Origin of the sequence: Actinomadura sp. DC4 (assembly GCF_030406325.1) — a bacterium.
Lineage (GTDB): Bacteria > Actinomycetota > Actinomycetes > Streptosporangiales > Streptosporangiaceae > Actinoallomurus.
The window spans coordinates 73,623-86,640 of sequence record NZ_JAUEQY010000006.1; the positions used below are offsets into that span (position 1 = coordinate 73,623).

Genomic DNA, 13,018 nt, shown 5'->3' on the forward strand with positions numbered 1-13,018 from the left:
CGAAAAAGCACCAGAGGAGTCGCTGAGAACCATGTCGGTCTCCGTAACCATGCCCCAGCTCGGCGAGAGCGTGACCGAGGGCACTGTCACCCGCTGGCTCAAGAAAGAGGGTGAGCACGTCGAGGCCGACGAGCCGCTCCTCGAGGTGTCGACCGACAAGGTCGACACCGAGATCCCCTCGCCCGCCGCGGGGGTCCTGAGCAGCATCACCGTCGCCGAGGACGAGACCGTCGAGGTCGGCGCCGAGCTCGCGGTCATCGGCGAGGAGGGCGAGGCCTCTTCGGGCGGCGGGTCCGAGGCCAAGGCCGAGCCGGAGCAGGCCCAGGCCGAGCCGGAACCCGAACCGGAACCGGAGCCCGAACCTGAGCCCGAGCCGGAGCCGCGCCAGCAGCAGGCGCCGTCCTGGCCGCCGCCCGCGCCGTCGAGCCCGGAGCCGGCCCCGAAGCAGGAGCAGGAGCAGCCCAAGCCCGAGCCCGCCACCGCCCAGGCCGCGCCCTCGGGCGACAGCCCGTACGTCACGCCGCTCGTCCGCAAGCTGGCGAGCGAGCACGACGTCGACCTCGGCTCCATCAAGGGCACCGGCGTCGGTGGCCGCATCCGCAAGCAGGACGTCCTAGAGGCCGCGCGGGCCAAGCAGGCACCGCCGCCGCAGCCGGCGGCCCCCGCACCGTCCCAGGGCCAGGCCCCGGCGGCGCAGGCGCCCGCTCAGCGCTCCACGCCTCCGGCGCCCTCGCAGGCCCCCGCGGCCGCCGCGCGCCTGCGCGGCACGACCGAGAAGATGTCGCGGACGCGTCAGTCGATCGCCCGCCACATGGTCGAGTCGCTCAAGGTGTCGGCGCAGCTCACCACGGTCGTCGAGGCCGACGTGACCAAGATCGCGCGACTGCGCGACCAGGCCAAGGCCGACTTCCAGGCGCGGGAGGGCGCGAAGCTCAGCTTCCTGCCGTTCTTCGCCCTGGCCGCGATCGAGGCCCTGAAGATCCACCCGAAGCTGAACGCCGTCATCAACTCCGAGACCAACGAGGTCACCTACCACGACGTCGAGAACCTCGGCTTCGCGGTGGACGCCGACAAGGGCCTCATGGTGCCGGTGATCCACAACGCCGGTCAGCTCAACCTGGGCGGCCTGGCACAGCGGATCGCCGACCTCGCCGAGCGCACCCGTACCAACAAGGTGAGCCCGGACGAGGTGACGGGCGGCACGTTCACGCTGACCAACACCGGCAGCCGCGGCGCGCTGTTCGACACGCCGATCCTGAACCAGCCCCAGGTCGGCATGCTCGGCACCGGCACGGTCGTCAAGCGACCCGCGGTGATCGACGACCCGCAGCTCGGCGAGGTCATCGCCGTACGCTCGATCGTCTACCTCGCGCTGACCTACGACCACCGCCTGGTGGACGGAGCGGACGCCGCGCGGTTCCTCACCACGGTCAAGAACCGCCTCGAAGAAGGCAATTTCGAGTCCGAGCTGGGAATCTAGGCCCGTCACGGCAGTACTCCCGTGGCCTCCGGCTAACTAGGGTGGCGGTCGTGCAGATCGCCATCACCGGTTCCACCGGTCTCATCGGGAAGGCCCTCGTCCGCGCACTGCGCGACGAGGGCCTTACTGTCATCCGGCTCGTGCGCCGTCCCGCCGCCGCCGAGGACGAGATCCGCTGGGATCCCTTCGGTGAGGTCGACTCCGCCGCCCTGGAGGGCGTGGACGCGGTCGTCCACCTCGCGGGCGCGGGCATCGGCGACCATCGCTGGACCGAGACCTACAAGCGGCAGGTACGCGACAGCCGCGTCGAGGGCACCCGCACCCTCGCGCGCGCCCTGGCCGGGCTCGACCGCCGGCCGGCGGTGTTCGTCTCCGGCTCGGCGGTCGGCTACTACGGCGACACCGGCGACGTCACGGTGGACGAGTCGGCCCCGGAGGGCGAGGGGTTCCTCCCCGGGCTGTGCCGCGACTGGGAGGCGGCCGCACAGCCCGCTGTGGACGCCGGGATCCGCGTCGTGCATCCGCGTACGGGTCTCGTGCTGTCGCGCGAGGGCGGGCTTCTCGGCAAGGTGCTGCCGCTGTTCCGGCTGGGCCTCGGCGGCCGGCTCGGCGGCGGGCGGCAGTGGATGAGCTGGATCACGGTCGCCGACCAGGTGGCCGCGCTGCGCTTCCTGCTTCACGACGGGCTCTCGGGCCCGGTCAACCTCACCGCGCCCGAACCCGTGACCAACTCCGGCTTCACCGCCGCCGTGGGGCGTGCCCTGCACCGGCCGGCGCCGTTCATCGTGCCCGCCCCGGTGCTGCGGCTGGCGCTGGGGGAGTTCGCCGACGAGGGCGCACTGGTGAGCCAGCGGGTGCTGCCGGACCGCCTCACGAAGGCCGGATTCACCTTCCGCCACCCCGACATCGACACCGCGCTCGCCGACGTCCTGGCCTGAACGATCTCACGAACCGGCAAGGAACCTTCCACTCTCCTGCGCGCGTCCGCTCCTCCGCGTACGGTGACTGAGGCGGGACACCACAGGGGGACGTTCCTCGAAGGGCGGCAGCGACCAGTGAGCACCGACGGAAAACCGCACATTCTGGCGATCGGCGGCGGCAGCTTCATCCCGACCGACCGCTACGGCCTGACGCCGAGCCCGCTTCTGCGCTACGCCCTGGACCTCACGGGCCACGACCGTCCCCGTGTGTGCTTCGTCACCACCGCGCTCGGCGACGGCTTCGAGGCGATCGCGCGCTACTACTCCGCGTTCTCCCAGCTCGACGCCGAGGTCAGCCACCTGGCGCTGTTCCCGATGCCCAACCACGAGGACCCGGCGGCCCACCTGCTCGCCCAGGACCTGATCTACGTCTCCGGGGGCAGCGTCGCCAACCTGCTGGCGCTGTGGCGCCTGCACGGCCTCGACGACGCGTTCGCCGAGGCGTGGCGGGCCGGGGTCGTCCTGTGCGGGCAGAGCGCGGGCGCGCTGTGCTGGCACGCCGGCGGCAACACCGACTCCTTCGGGCCGCGGCTCCGCCCGCTCACCAACGGGCTCGAGCTGCTCCCCTACTCCTGCGGCGTCCACTACGACAGCGACCCGCAGCGCCGGCCGCTGCTGCACAGGCTCGTCGCCGACGGCACGCTGCCGGCCGGTTACGCCGCCGACGAGGCCGTGGGCCTGCACTACGTCGGCATCGAGTTCGTGCAGGCCGTGAGCTATGTCGACGGGCGCGGCGCCTACGATGTCGCGCCGGACGGCGCGGGCGGGGTCAAGGAGACCCGCATCGAGCCTCGGCTGCTCGCGTCGCTCTGAAGGGTCGTACGCTCGTGTTCGTGAGCGAGACAACGATAGAGCAGGCCCCGGGCCGGGGCCCCGCGCCGGACGGCGAGCTCGTGTTCGTCCATGCCGGCTTCGGCGAGCACGCGGTGCCGTACGAGAAGGCCTGGGATCTGCAGCGCCGGCTGCACGAGCGCCGGGTCGCGGACGAGATCCCCGACGTCTGCCTGCTGCTGGAGCACCCGCCGGTCTACACCGCCGGAAAGCGCACCGAGCCGCTGGACCGGCCGATCGGCGACCCCGGCGCGCCGGTGATCGACGTCGACCGCGGCGGAAAGATCACCTGGCACGGCCCCGGCCAGCTCGTCGGCTACCCGATCATCAAGCTCAAGGACCCGGTCGACGTCGTCGCCTACGTCCGTACGATCGAGGAGGCGCTCATCCTCGCCTGCGCCGACCTCGGCCTGGAGACCAAGCGCGTCGAGGGCCGCAGCGGCGTCTGGGTGCCCGGCGTGCCCGACCGCAAGGTCGGGGCGATCGGCATCCGCGTGTCGCGTGGAGTGACGATGCACGGATTCGAGATCAACTGCGACTGCGACCTGTCGTGGTTCGACCGGATCGTGCCGTGCGGAATCCGCGACGCGGGGGTGACGTCACTGTCGGCGGAGCTGGGCCGCCAGGTTCCGGTGGCCGAGGCCCTCGCGCTGTCCGAACAGCGGCTGGCCGAGGTGCTCGGCGCCGCGGAGACCACACACCGCACGCTCGGCCCGATGCTGGGTCTGGCGGAGGGTCAGCCCATCGCCTTGTAGATCGCCTGGCCCTCGTTCGCGGCGGCCTTGAAGAAGCCCACGAGGTTGACGTACGCGGCGCGCAGATCGCGGTCGCGTACGGCCTCGACGGGCTTGCGGGCCCATTCGTCGGCGCCCTGGACGCCGAGCTCGGCCATCCGCCTCGGGTCATAGCGTCCGGCGATCTGCCTGAAGTCGGTGGCCGCCAGGTGGTCCGCGGCCGGCTTCACCCGCTGGGGCGCCAGGTAGATGACGTCCATGCCGAGTTCTTCCGCGCCGTTCTCGGTCAGCAGCCGGCCGCCGCAGACGACGTCGGCGGCGGGGTGCGGGCCCTCCCACGGGTCACCCGTGATCAGGTAGTGGAGGCCCTGCCACGTGCCGGCGATGGGGAGCACGGCGTACTGGTCCCGCCAGCCCCTGTTCGCGAATACCGACCTGGCGACGGCGCCCGGATCGCCTCCGCCCTCGGCTTCCGGAAGCCTGAGGTACGTCATGGCAACTCGCAAGCCCGACCTCCCGTTATGCGCAGATGTGCACGCGACATCCCAGTTACCTTAGAGAGATCGACAGCTACGTATGGTGAGAACGCGAGAAAAGTCCGATCTCAACCTTGCGTCGGCGCCGCGCATCACCCGGCGCACCGGGGAGCGGGCGCCTCACGGCTGCCGCCTCAGTATCTCGGGAGACACTCCCCCATGTCCGGCGCTTGCGCAAACTGAACGCCCCGCCCTTTCCCCTCATGACGTGAACGCGCCGTCCGGGGCCGTGCCCTCCCGGTCCTGACACGCTCGCGTCTCCCCGGGGATGATGGGCGCATGACGCTGAGCGCCGCCGACGGCAACGCCATTCTGAAGGAGAACTTCGCGCCCTGGGTGCAGGACCTCGGCCTGGTCGTGGAGGAGACCGGCGACCTGACCGCCGTGCTGCGCCTGCCGTGGTCGCCGCGGCTCGCCCGCGAGGGCGGTGCCATGTCGGGCCAGGCGCTGATGGCCGCCGCCGACACCGCCACCGTGATCGCGGTGTCCGCGGCGCGCGGGGAGTTCGTCCCGATGACGACGGTGCAGCAGTCGAGCACGTTCCAGCGGCCCGTCGTGGACGCCGACGTGCTCGTCTCGGCCCGCCTCACCAAGCTCGGGCGCACCCTGGCCTTCGCCGACATCGCCATGACCGCGAACGGGGCCCTGGCCGCCCACGCGACCACCGTCTACGCACTCCTGGGCTGACCCCGGAGACGCCGACGCCCCGGCCGACCGGGCCGGGGCGTCCGCGCTCTCGCTCAGCTCACCAGTTCTTCTCCATGCCCCGGACGTTCTTGGGGAGGCGGTGACCCGGGGGGTACATGATGTACGCGATGCCGCCGCTGGAGGAGCTGCGCAGCCAGACGTTCTCGAAGTTGGCGCGCGGGTAGACGTTGCGGACCACCGCGTCCGAGGACGACGCCGGGTCGTTGATGATCGGGTCGCCCGCCTTGGTGAACCCGACGACCACGAACAGGTGCCCGTTGGTGCTGTAGTTCGAGCCGGGCAGCTCCTCGGCCTTGAACGACTGCGAGGTCACCACCGGGATGCCGGCCTTGATGAACTGCTCCAGCTCGTTGACCGACCGCAGCCGGGTCACGAAGCCGTTGAGCCCGTACCTCCCGGCGTACGCGGGGTTGAACGGCCAGTTGCCGGTCCCCTCGTAGTTGTAGTCGTAGGCGTGGCGCGCGGCGAAGTCCACCTGCGGATCCGCGTACGACGGGTCGACCCAGGCCATGTCCTTCTTGGACGGCCCGCGCTTCCAGTAGCCCACGACCATCGAGGTCGACGTGGGGCTGCACCACGCCTCGCCGCCGCCGTCGTACTCGGGGTACTGGCCCTTGTGGATGTTCTGGGAGTACGCCGGGACCTTCAGCTCGATGCCCTCGGCGCCGCCGAGCGGGCTGACCGGCACCGTGGTGCGCTGCGCGACGAGCGAGGCCATCGCGCCGACCGACCGCAGCACCGGCTGGGCGTGCCCGCCGGGCGTGCGGTACAGCGTCACGCGGAGCTGGTAGGAGGTCAGCGTGTTCTTGGCGATGAACGTGTCGATGTCGACGTTGCCGTTGTCATCGGCCTGGCCGGGCACGGTCGTACGGTTGATGTCGCCGCCCTCGCCCGGGTCGTCGGAGGCCCAGCGGCCCATGACGTACCACTTGGTGTCCGCGCCCGCGCCCGTACGGCCGCGCATCTCGACCTGGAGCCAGCTCCCGTGCGGGGTGCTGGCGGTCCAGGAGGCGACGAGCTGGCTCGCGCCGAAGCCGACCGTGACCTTCGGCGACGTCCAGCGGGCGTAGTCCCAGGTCTTGGTGCCGGCGCCGTACGGATCGGTGTAGGACGCCGAGCCGACCGTACGGGCGATCGTGATGGCGCCGGAGCCGGAAAGCCGCACGCCCTCCGACGAGCCCTTCGCGAAGTCGCGGGCCGACGTCCACTGGTGGTAGGCCACGCGCGACCGCACGGGAGCGTCGGACGCCCCCGCCTGCGGCGCCGCGGCCACGGTGGTGGTCGCGAGACCGACCAGTACGAGAAGAGAGACCCTCCGCGCCGAAGCACGGGCACCCGACCACAGCATGGCTACTCCAAGGATGGCGACGATCTGCCCGGGACGCTAAGACGAGCGGACGCAGGTGTCAACGCTTTACGAGGCAACGTGTTGCATGGAAATTTGTTTACGTAGGCGGGCTCCGCTTTCGCATGCGCGGCCGAAGCCTCGTATCCTTCGGTCCATGGCAAAGAAGTCCCAGGACGGACAGGACGAAAGCCCCGGCCGCCTCAAGCAGATCCGCATGGTCGCCTCGCTGGTCCACCAGGCAAACCGCAAGGCGTTGCCGATGGTGTTCGCGTCGGCGATCGGGACTCTCGTGGTGTTCGTGGTCCTCGGTCTGCTCCTGGGCCAGGCGCTCCTGCTGATCCCGCTCGGCGTGCTCGCGGCGGTCGCCGTCGGCATGATCGTGTTCGGCCAGCTCGCGCAGCGGACGCAGTACTCCATGCTGGAGGGACGCCCGGGAGCCGCCGCCTCGATCGTGGAGAACATGCGCGGGCGCTGGGTCGTGACCCCGGCCGTGCAGGCGAACCGCAACATGGACGTCGTGCACCGCGTCGTCGGCCAGCCGGGCGTGATCCTGCTCGCCGAGGGCCCCGGCTCGCGGGTCGGCAAGCTCATCGGCGCGGAGAAGAAGCGCATCTCCCGCGCGGCCTCCGAGGTGCCGATCTATGACATCCAGGTCGGCAACGACGAGGGCCAGGTGCCGATCGGCAAGCTGCAGCGCCACCTCACCAAGCTGCCACGGAACCTCAAGAAGGACCAGGTCAGCCAGCTGATCGACCGCCTCAACGCCCTGCCGCAGGCGATGCAGATGCCCAAGGGCCCGATGCCCAAGGGCGCCCGCCTGCCGAAGGGCCCCCGGCCGCGTACGCGCTAGCGGGACGTGACGACGACCGTGCCGGCGGCGCGGTCGTGCAGGCCGCGGTGGTCGCGGTCCCACAGCACCGCGGGCACCAAGAGCACGAGCAGCACGGCGCGTTCGAAGGCCCACATGGCCCCGACGCGCCGTCCGCCGTCCAGCCCGGTCACGCGCAGCCCGGCAAGGCGTTTGCCGAGGGTCGTCCCGAAGATCGCGGTCAACAGCCACGCCAGGACGCCGAAGACGGCGAGCGTGGTGAAGCTGCGCGTCATGGGGCTCCAGTGGAAGGCGGCCGTGAGCGCCCCGGAGATCAGCATGGCGAGCAGCCAGTCGACGACCAGCGCGACGAGCCGGCGGCCGTAACCGGCCACGGCGCCGGGCCCTTCCTCCGGCAGGCCGATCCGCTCCCCCGGGTATCCGAGGTCGGCGCCCGCCGCGCGGGCGCCCGAGAGCCAGGATCCGGCCGTACGGCGAGGTTCGCTCATGGCCTCAAAGTTATCCACCAGGGGTGATCATCCGCCCCAGGGGGGCATGTAACACATGCGAAACACATGGGACATGGCCTCGAAACCGCTGGCTCGTAGCGTTCTAGACGCCATAAAAGCACCCCAAGGAGGTTGGATGTTCAGCAGCGCCGGCGAGGTCCTGAAATACATCAAGGACGAAGGGGTGCAGTTCGTCGATGTCAGGTTCACCGACCTGCCGGGCACGACGCAGCACTTCACGTTCCCTGTGGAGAATTTCGGTGACAACGTTTTCACCGATGGCCTGATGTTCGACGGGTCCTCCATCCGTGGTTTTCAGGAAATCCACGAATCGGACATGCTGTTGCTGCCGGACCCGACGACGGCTGTGATCGATCCGTTCCGCCAGCACAAGACCTTGAACCTCACGTTCTTCGTGCACGACCCGCTGACCGGCGAGGCGTACACGCGTGACCCGCGCAACATCTCCCGCAAGGCCGAGGAGTACCTCCGCGGCACCGGGATCGCGGACACGGCGTTCTTCGGTCCCGAGGCGGAGTTCTACATCTTCGACGACGTGCGGTTCGAGACGAGCCAGCACGAGTCGTACTTCCACATCGACTCCGTCGAGGGCGCGTGGAACACCGGCCGCGCCGAGGACGGCGGCAACCTGGGATACAAGCAGCGGTACAAGGGCGGCTACTTCCCGGTGCCGCCGATGGACCACTTCACCGACCTGCGCTCGGAGATGGTCCGCCAGCTCATCGCGGCGGGCGTCGAGACCGAGATGCAGCACCACGAGGTGGGCACCGCCGGGCAGGCCGAGATCGACATCAAGTTCGACTCGATGCTCAAGATGGCCGACAAGCTGATGCTCTACAAGTACATCGTGAAGAGCGTCGCGCGGCAGGCCGGCAAGACCGTCACATTCATGCCCAAGCCGATCTTCGGTGACAACGGCTCCGGCATGCACTGCCACCAGTCGCTGTGGAAGGACGGCTCGCCGCTCTTCTACGACGAGGTCGGCTACGCCGGTCTGTCGGACATGGCGCGCTACTACATCGGCGGCCTGCTCAAGCACGCGTCGTCGCTGCTGGCCTTCACGAACCCGACGGTGAACTCCTACCACCGCCTGGTCCCGGGCTACGAGGCACCGGTCAACCTGGTCTACTCCCAGCGCAACCGCTCGGCCTGCGTCCGCATCCCGATCACCGGTTCGAACCCCAAGGCCAAGCGCCTGGAGTTCCGCGTGCCGGACCCGTCGGCCAACCCGTACCTCGCCTTCCCGGCGATGCTGATGGCCGGCCTCGACGGCATCAAGAACAAGATCGAGCCGGTCGAGCCGGTGGACAAGGACCTGTACGAGCTGCCGCCGGAGGAGGCCCGCAGCGTCCCGCAGGTGCCGGGTTCCCTGGACGCGGTCCTCAACTCGCTCGAGGCCGACCACGACTACCTCCTCGAGGGCGGCGTGTTCACGTCCGACCTCATCGAGACGTGGATCAGCTACAAGCGCGAGAACGAGCTGGACCCGATCCGCCTCCGCCCGCACCCGCACGAGTTCGAGATGTACTACGACTGCTGACCTCGACGGGTCCGCCCGTGGGGTTTCTCCGGCCCGGTCCGCCGTTCTGGCGGACCGGGCCGGCACGTTTTCTCCGAGCCCTCCTGACCTGCGATGGTCTCGGCCGCCACGCTCGCGCGGCCGGCGCCGTGCCGTACATGCAAGATCGTGAGGTTCGCCGACGATGGCCCGTCTGGAGATCTGTCGGCACAGGCAGGGCAGCTCGATGACATCGCCGTGTACGTCACCGCGCAGCATGTCTTCCAGGTCGATCACCGTGCCCGCGCCGACGTACGGCGGCCGGATGCTCGCCCACGTGCACGTCCGGGTGTGCTCCTCGCCGTCCTCGGGCAGCCGGCCTGATGCCCGCCCTCGGCGGGCTCATGGTGGCCGCCGGCCATGCCCGTGGCCGGACGCCGGACACCCCGCGCGGTGCTCGACCGGTGGGGCGGTACGTTTCTCCGGGCCATCCTGACCTGGGGCGGTTTCGGCCGGTTATGGACGATCACTCATCGGCTCTAGGCGGACGGACCGTGCTGACATAGCGTCCTGACCATGGACACGCCGCTGGTGCTGCTCGACGTGGACGGTGTTCTCAACCCTCTTCAACGCTCTCCCGGCTATCAGCGGTATCGCGCGACGCCCAACGGCATCACCTACCGCCTGCTCCTCAACCCCCGCCATGGACCCCTGCTGACCGGGCTGGCCGAGGAGACCGGCGCGGAGCTGGTCTGGGCGAGTTACTGGACCGATTCGGCCAACGACTGGATCGGGCCGCGGGTCGGGCTGCCGCCGCTGCGGTCGATCCCGATCCCGCCGCGCGACCCGGAGTTCTCCTACGGCGGCTGGAAGGCCCGGCACGTCGCGGAGTGGATCGGCGAGCGGCCCTTCGTCTGGCTGGAGGACGAACCCGACGTACCCGACGCGCTCGCGGGCGGGCCTCCGCTGGGGCCGCACCTCATCGTGGCGGTGGACCCCGCGGAGGGGCTGACCGACGTGCACGTGCAGCAGGCGCGCGGCTGGCTGGAACAACTCCACTGACGCGCTCGTTACGACGAAGTCAGCGACACATAGGAGTGATCATGACTTCGGTCCAGGTCGAGCGTACCGACGACGGGGGCTTCGTCGCCCGCAACGGCCGTGGCGCCGAGGTCGTCATCGGCGGTTCCGACAAGGACGGCGTCTTCAGCCCGGTGGAGCTGCTGCTCGCCGCCCTGGGCGGCTGCGAGATCGTGACGGTCGAGCCGCTGACCGCCGACCGCGGCCACCGGCTGGTCCGGCTCGCCGCCACCGTCGAGGCCGAGAAGGTCGCGCCGACGCGGCTGGGCAAGATCACGGTCACCTACGACGTGGAGCTGCCCCCGGGAGACGACGCCGCCGCGAAGGTCTTCGCCGACGTCGCCCACCGGGTGCACGAGAACCACTGCACGGTCGGACGGGCGCTGCGCGAGGTCACCCCGACCGAGCAGGTACTCCCCTGACGATCTGGCCGGTCCCGCACCACCTGGACGAACGCCCCGACGGCCTCGCGATCCCTTCCACGGCCGGCCTCCGGACACCGACGGCCCCGCCCTGCGTACGGCGCGGTAGGCGCTGCGTGCGGCGGGGGCGGCCGATCTCCGCAAGTCCGGGGCCGACCCCGGCACGGACGTGACGGTGGGAATCGCCGGCATCGCGCCGGTGCTGGAACGGCTCGGCGTCGCCGGCCACACCCAGGCTCGCCGAGGGCCACGTGCTCGCGGCGGGACGTGACGGCGACCGGGGGCAGTCGTCCTGGACTGCGCCGACAGAACAGGCGCCCGCTAAGCCGCCCTCACGCTCGCCCAGGTGACCGGGAAGGGCCGGATGCCGGGAGTTGGCCGTACGCGACCGGTCCTCGCTGCGCCGCCGGGCCCCATCGAGGGCTCCTACGGCATGCCCTGGTCCCATGGCGACCGGCTGGACCACATCGGTCACCGCCGTTCGGCCTGGTCCGCCGCCCTCACCGAGCGCGCCGGCGACGACGCAGGTACAGACCGGCGCCCTGCGGGCGTCTCGTCCTACGGCGGCCGGCTGCACCGCACGCAGGCGCCCGAGCCGGCAGCGGCCGTGAGCGCCTTCTGGCGGCTCGGGACGGCCGGCGACCGCGAGAGTGCGCTTGGAGGGTCCGCGCCCGCGCGTACGGGCCCTGGCGACCGTGCCCGCGGCGATCCCGCGCGGGCGTCGCCGACCCGGCCTCCGCCGGCGGGGCCGGAAGCCTGGCTGGACGCGACGGAGCTGTGGGCCGCCGCCATGGACCGCTGACCGCATCGACCGAGCGCGCTCCCAAGAGCGCGTCGAGGCCCTCACCGATGCCCTTCGCGACGCCCGGAAGCCGCACCGAAGATCGGCGACGGCGTGATCGACCGTCTTCCCCGACCGGGTCGGGGCGGTCGCCGGCGCCTGACCGCCTCGTCCATTCGGGTGAGCCGTCCCGTCACACCGGTGACTTCCGTGCGCCCCCGTACCGGCCCCGTACGGAAAGCGCCGTTGAACTGCGGCCTCGTCCCGGTGGCGGCTCCCCCGCGGGCGGGCCGGGGCCGGCGTCGTGTGTACGCCGCCCGGTCGGTACGGGCGTCCGTATCCACCCTGAGGACTAGGGCCCGTACTCAATTGGGCCGAGTCACAGACCATTCCTGGAGGTGATCACAAACGTGCAGGTTTCCTCCAGGATTTAACTCATGGTCCAGCTCGCCCCTCCATGTCGCCCGATTCCGCCGGCGCCGCGCCACACGTCCCGCGCGGTGGCGTGGTCGCCGCGGCTCTGGCGGGAGATCGCCCTGATCGCCGTCTTCTACGGCGCGTACACCCTCGTCCGCCTGCTGATCCCCCACAACGACGCGGCCGCGTACACCCACGCCGGGCAGGTCATGCGGCTGGAGCACGCGCTCGGACCCAACATCGAGCTCAAACTCAACCACGCGCTCCTGCACGCTCCGCTGCTCGCCAAGGCCGCCAACATCTACTACGCGACCGCGCACTTCGCGGTCACGCTGATGGTGCTCGTGTGGCTCTACCGCGCCCGGCCGGAGCTCTACCGCTGGCTGCGCACGTCGCTCCTGCTGGCCACCGGGGTCGCGCTGATCGGCTTCTGGGTCTACCCGCTCGCGCCGCCGCGCTTCCTCGGCGGCTCCGGCTTCGTCGACCCGGTGACGGCGTTCCACAGCTTCGGGCTCTACTCCTCGCCCCAGGCGGGCTCCCTCACCAACCAATTCGCCGCGATGCCCTCGATGCACGCGGGATGGGCTCTCTGGTGCGCGGTGGCATTGATCGTGAGCGTACGGCGGCCATTGATCAAGGCACTCGCGTTCCTTTACCCGATCGTCACCATCACGGTGATCTTCTCGACGGCCAATCACTACCTGCTCGACGCCGTGGCAGGTGTCCTGGTGATGACGTTCGCCCTGTTCGTAGGCCTTATCATCCATCTGCGGGAAAACCGGCCACGGACAGCGAAGGATCACGAAGTGACAAACAAGACAACTATTGTCGAGAGCATGAGCCGTTCGATCTGACACCATGGAGA

Annotated in this window: 15 protein-coding genes; 12 read left to right on the top strand and 3 right to left on the bottom strand. The window is 70.4% G+C overall.

What is annotated here, in order from left to right:
- Positions 1-31: 31 nt before the first annotated feature.
- The 4 genes from sucB (at position 32) to lipB (ending at position 4,046) form a co-directional block, all read left to right on the top strand.
- Positions 32-1,480, top strand: a complete 1,449-nt coding sequence (gene sucB / locus QWU11_RS11705; RefSeq protein ID WP_290105193.1) for a 2-oxoglutarate dehydrogenase, E2 component, dihydrolipoamide succinyltransferase — start codon at positions 32-34, stop codon at positions 1,478-1,480.
- Positions 1,481-1,530: 50 nt separating this feature from the next.
- Positions 1,531-2,418 carry a TIGR01777 family oxidoreductase gene (locus QWU11_RS11710; RefSeq protein WP_290105194.1) on the top strand — a complete coding sequence of 296 codons (888 nt, stop codon included), beginning with the start codon at positions 1,531-1,533 and terminating at the stop codon, positions 2,416-2,418.
- A 117-nt stretch (positions 2,419-2,535) separates the two neighbouring features.
- Positions 2,536-3,273 carry a peptidase E gene (locus QWU11_RS11715; RefSeq protein WP_290105195.1) on the top strand — a complete coding sequence of 246 codons (738 nt, stop codon included), beginning with the start codon at positions 2,536-2,538 and terminating at the stop codon, positions 3,271-3,273.
- An 80-nt stretch (positions 3,274-3,353) separates the two neighbouring features.
- Positions 3,354-4,046 carry a lipoyl(octanoyl) transferase LipB gene (gene lipB, locus QWU11_RS11720; RefSeq protein WP_290105631.1) on the top strand — a complete coding sequence of 231 codons (693 nt, stop codon included), beginning with the start codon at positions 3,354-3,356 and terminating at the stop codon, positions 4,044-4,046.
- Here lipB and QWU11_RS11725 read toward each other — a convergent pair.
- Positions 4,028-4,519: a DUF1877 family protein gene (locus tag QWU11_RS11725; RefSeq protein WP_290105196.1), complete on the bottom strand. Its 492-nt coding sequence runs from the start codon at positions 4,517-4,519 to the stop codon at positions 4,028-4,030. The two genes, lipB and QWU11_RS11725, sit on opposite strands and share 19 nt — an antisense overlap.
- Positions 4,520-4,840: 321 nt before the next feature.
- On the opposite strand from QWU11_RS11725, the gene QWU11_RS11730 reads away from it, so the two are divergent.
- Positions 4,841-5,248, top strand: coding sequence for a PaaI family thioesterase (locus QWU11_RS11730; protein WP_290105197.1), 408 nt, complete (start codon positions 4,841-4,843; stop codon positions 5,246-5,248).
- A 58-nt stretch (positions 5,249-5,306) separates the two neighbouring features.
- On the opposite strand, the gene QWU11_RS11735 is transcribed toward QWU11_RS11730, so the two are convergent.
- Positions 5,307-6,617: a C39 family peptidase gene (locus tag QWU11_RS11735; RefSeq protein ID WP_290105198.1), complete on the bottom strand. Its 1,311-nt coding sequence runs from the start codon at positions 6,615-6,617 to the stop codon at positions 5,307-5,309.
- A 154-nt stretch (positions 6,618-6,771) separates the two neighbouring features.
- Here QWU11_RS11735 and QWU11_RS11740 point away from each other — a divergent pair, with 154 nt between their 5' ends.
- Positions 6,772-7,467, top strand: a complete 696-nt coding sequence (locus QWU11_RS11740) for a DUF4191 domain-containing protein (protein WP_290105199.1) — start codon at positions 6,772-6,774, stop codon at positions 7,465-7,467.
- On the opposite strand, the gene QWU11_RS11745 is transcribed toward QWU11_RS11740, so the two are convergent.
- Positions 7,464-7,934: an RDD family protein gene (locus QWU11_RS11745; protein WP_290105200.1), complete on the bottom strand. Its 471-nt coding sequence runs from the start codon at positions 7,932-7,934 to the stop codon at positions 7,464-7,466. The genes QWU11_RS11740 and QWU11_RS11745 overlap by 4 nt on opposite strands.
- Before the next feature lie 136 nt (positions 7,935-8,070).
- Between QWU11_RS11745 and glnA the strand changes: the two genes are divergently transcribed.
- The 6 genes from glnA (at position 8,071) to QWU11_RS11775 (ending at position 13,007) form a co-directional block, all read left to right on the top strand.
- Complete coding sequence (glnA, locus tag QWU11_RS11750; RefSeq protein ID WP_290105201.1) at positions 8,071-9,495, top strand: type I glutamate--ammonia ligase; 1,425 nt, start codon at positions 8,071-8,073, stop codon at positions 9,493-9,495.
- A gap of 147 nt (positions 9,496-9,642) precedes the next feature.
- A complete protein-coding gene (locus QWU11_RS11755; protein ID WP_290105202.1) occupies positions 9,643-9,837 on the top strand; it encodes a hypothetical protein in 195 nt (64 codons plus the stop codon).
- Between the two features lie 192 nt (positions 9,838-10,029).
- Positions 10,030-10,515, top strand: coding sequence for an HAD domain-containing protein (locus tag QWU11_RS11760; RefSeq protein ID WP_290105203.1), 486 nt, complete (start codon positions 10,030-10,032; stop codon positions 10,513-10,515).
- A 41-nt stretch (positions 10,516-10,556) separates the two neighbouring features.
- On the top strand, positions 10,557-10,955 hold the full coding sequence (locus QWU11_RS11765; protein ID WP_290105204.1) for an OsmC family protein: 399 nt from the start codon (positions 10,557-10,559) through the stop codon (positions 10,953-10,955).
- A 346-nt stretch (positions 10,956-11,301) separates the two neighbouring features.
- Positions 11,302-11,757 (top strand): hypothetical protein, encoded by a 456-nt coding sequence (locus tag QWU11_RS11770; RefSeq protein WP_290105205.1) that lies wholly within the window; start codon positions 11,302-11,304, stop codon positions 11,755-11,757.
- 479 nt (positions 11,758-12,236) lie between these two features.
- Positions 12,237-13,007, top strand: coding sequence for a phosphatase PAP2 family protein (locus tag QWU11_RS11775; RefSeq protein ID WP_290105206.1), 771 nt, complete (start codon positions 12,237-12,239; stop codon positions 13,005-13,007).
- Positions 13,008-13,018: the final 11 nt, after the last annotated feature.

What these genes read in the sequence shown, in the direction of transcription:
- sucB (WP_290105193.1), top strand. Translation starts at nt 32, where the DNA reads ATGTCGGTCTCCGTAACCATGCCCCAGCTCGGCGAGAGCGTGACCGAG.
- QWU11_RS11740 (WP_290105199.1), top strand. Translation starts at nt 6,772, where the DNA reads ATGGCAAAGAAGTCCCAGGACGGACAGGACGAAAGCCCCGGCCGCCTC.
- QWU11_RS11725 (WP_290105196.1), bottom strand. Translation starts at nt 4,519, where the DNA reads ATGACGTACCTCAGGCTTCCGGAAGCCGAGGGCGGAGGCGATCCGGGC.
- QWU11_RS11765 (WP_290105204.1), top strand. Translation starts at nt 10,557, where the DNA reads ATGACTTCGGTCCAGGTCGAGCGTACCGACGACGGGGGCTTCGTCGCC.
- QWU11_RS11735 (WP_290105198.1), bottom strand. Translation starts at nt 6,617, where the DNA reads ATGCTGTGGTCGGGTGCCCGTGCTTCGGCGCGGAGGGTCTCTCTTCTC.
- QWU11_RS11760 (WP_290105203.1), top strand. Translation starts at nt 10,030, where the DNA reads ATGGACACGCCGCTGGTGCTGCTCGACGTGGACGGTGTTCTCAACCCT.
- glnA (WP_290105201.1), top strand. Translation starts at nt 8,071, where the DNA reads ATGTTCAGCAGCGCCGGCGAGGTCCTGAAATACATCAAGGACGAAGGG.
- QWU11_RS11745 (WP_290105200.1), bottom strand. Translation starts at nt 7,934, where the DNA reads ATGAGCGAACCTCGCCGTACGGCCGGATCCTGGCTCTCGGGCGCCCGC.
- QWU11_RS11730 (WP_290105197.1), top strand. Translation starts at nt 4,841, where the DNA reads ATGACGCTGAGCGCCGCCGACGGCAACGCCATTCTGAAGGAGAACTTC.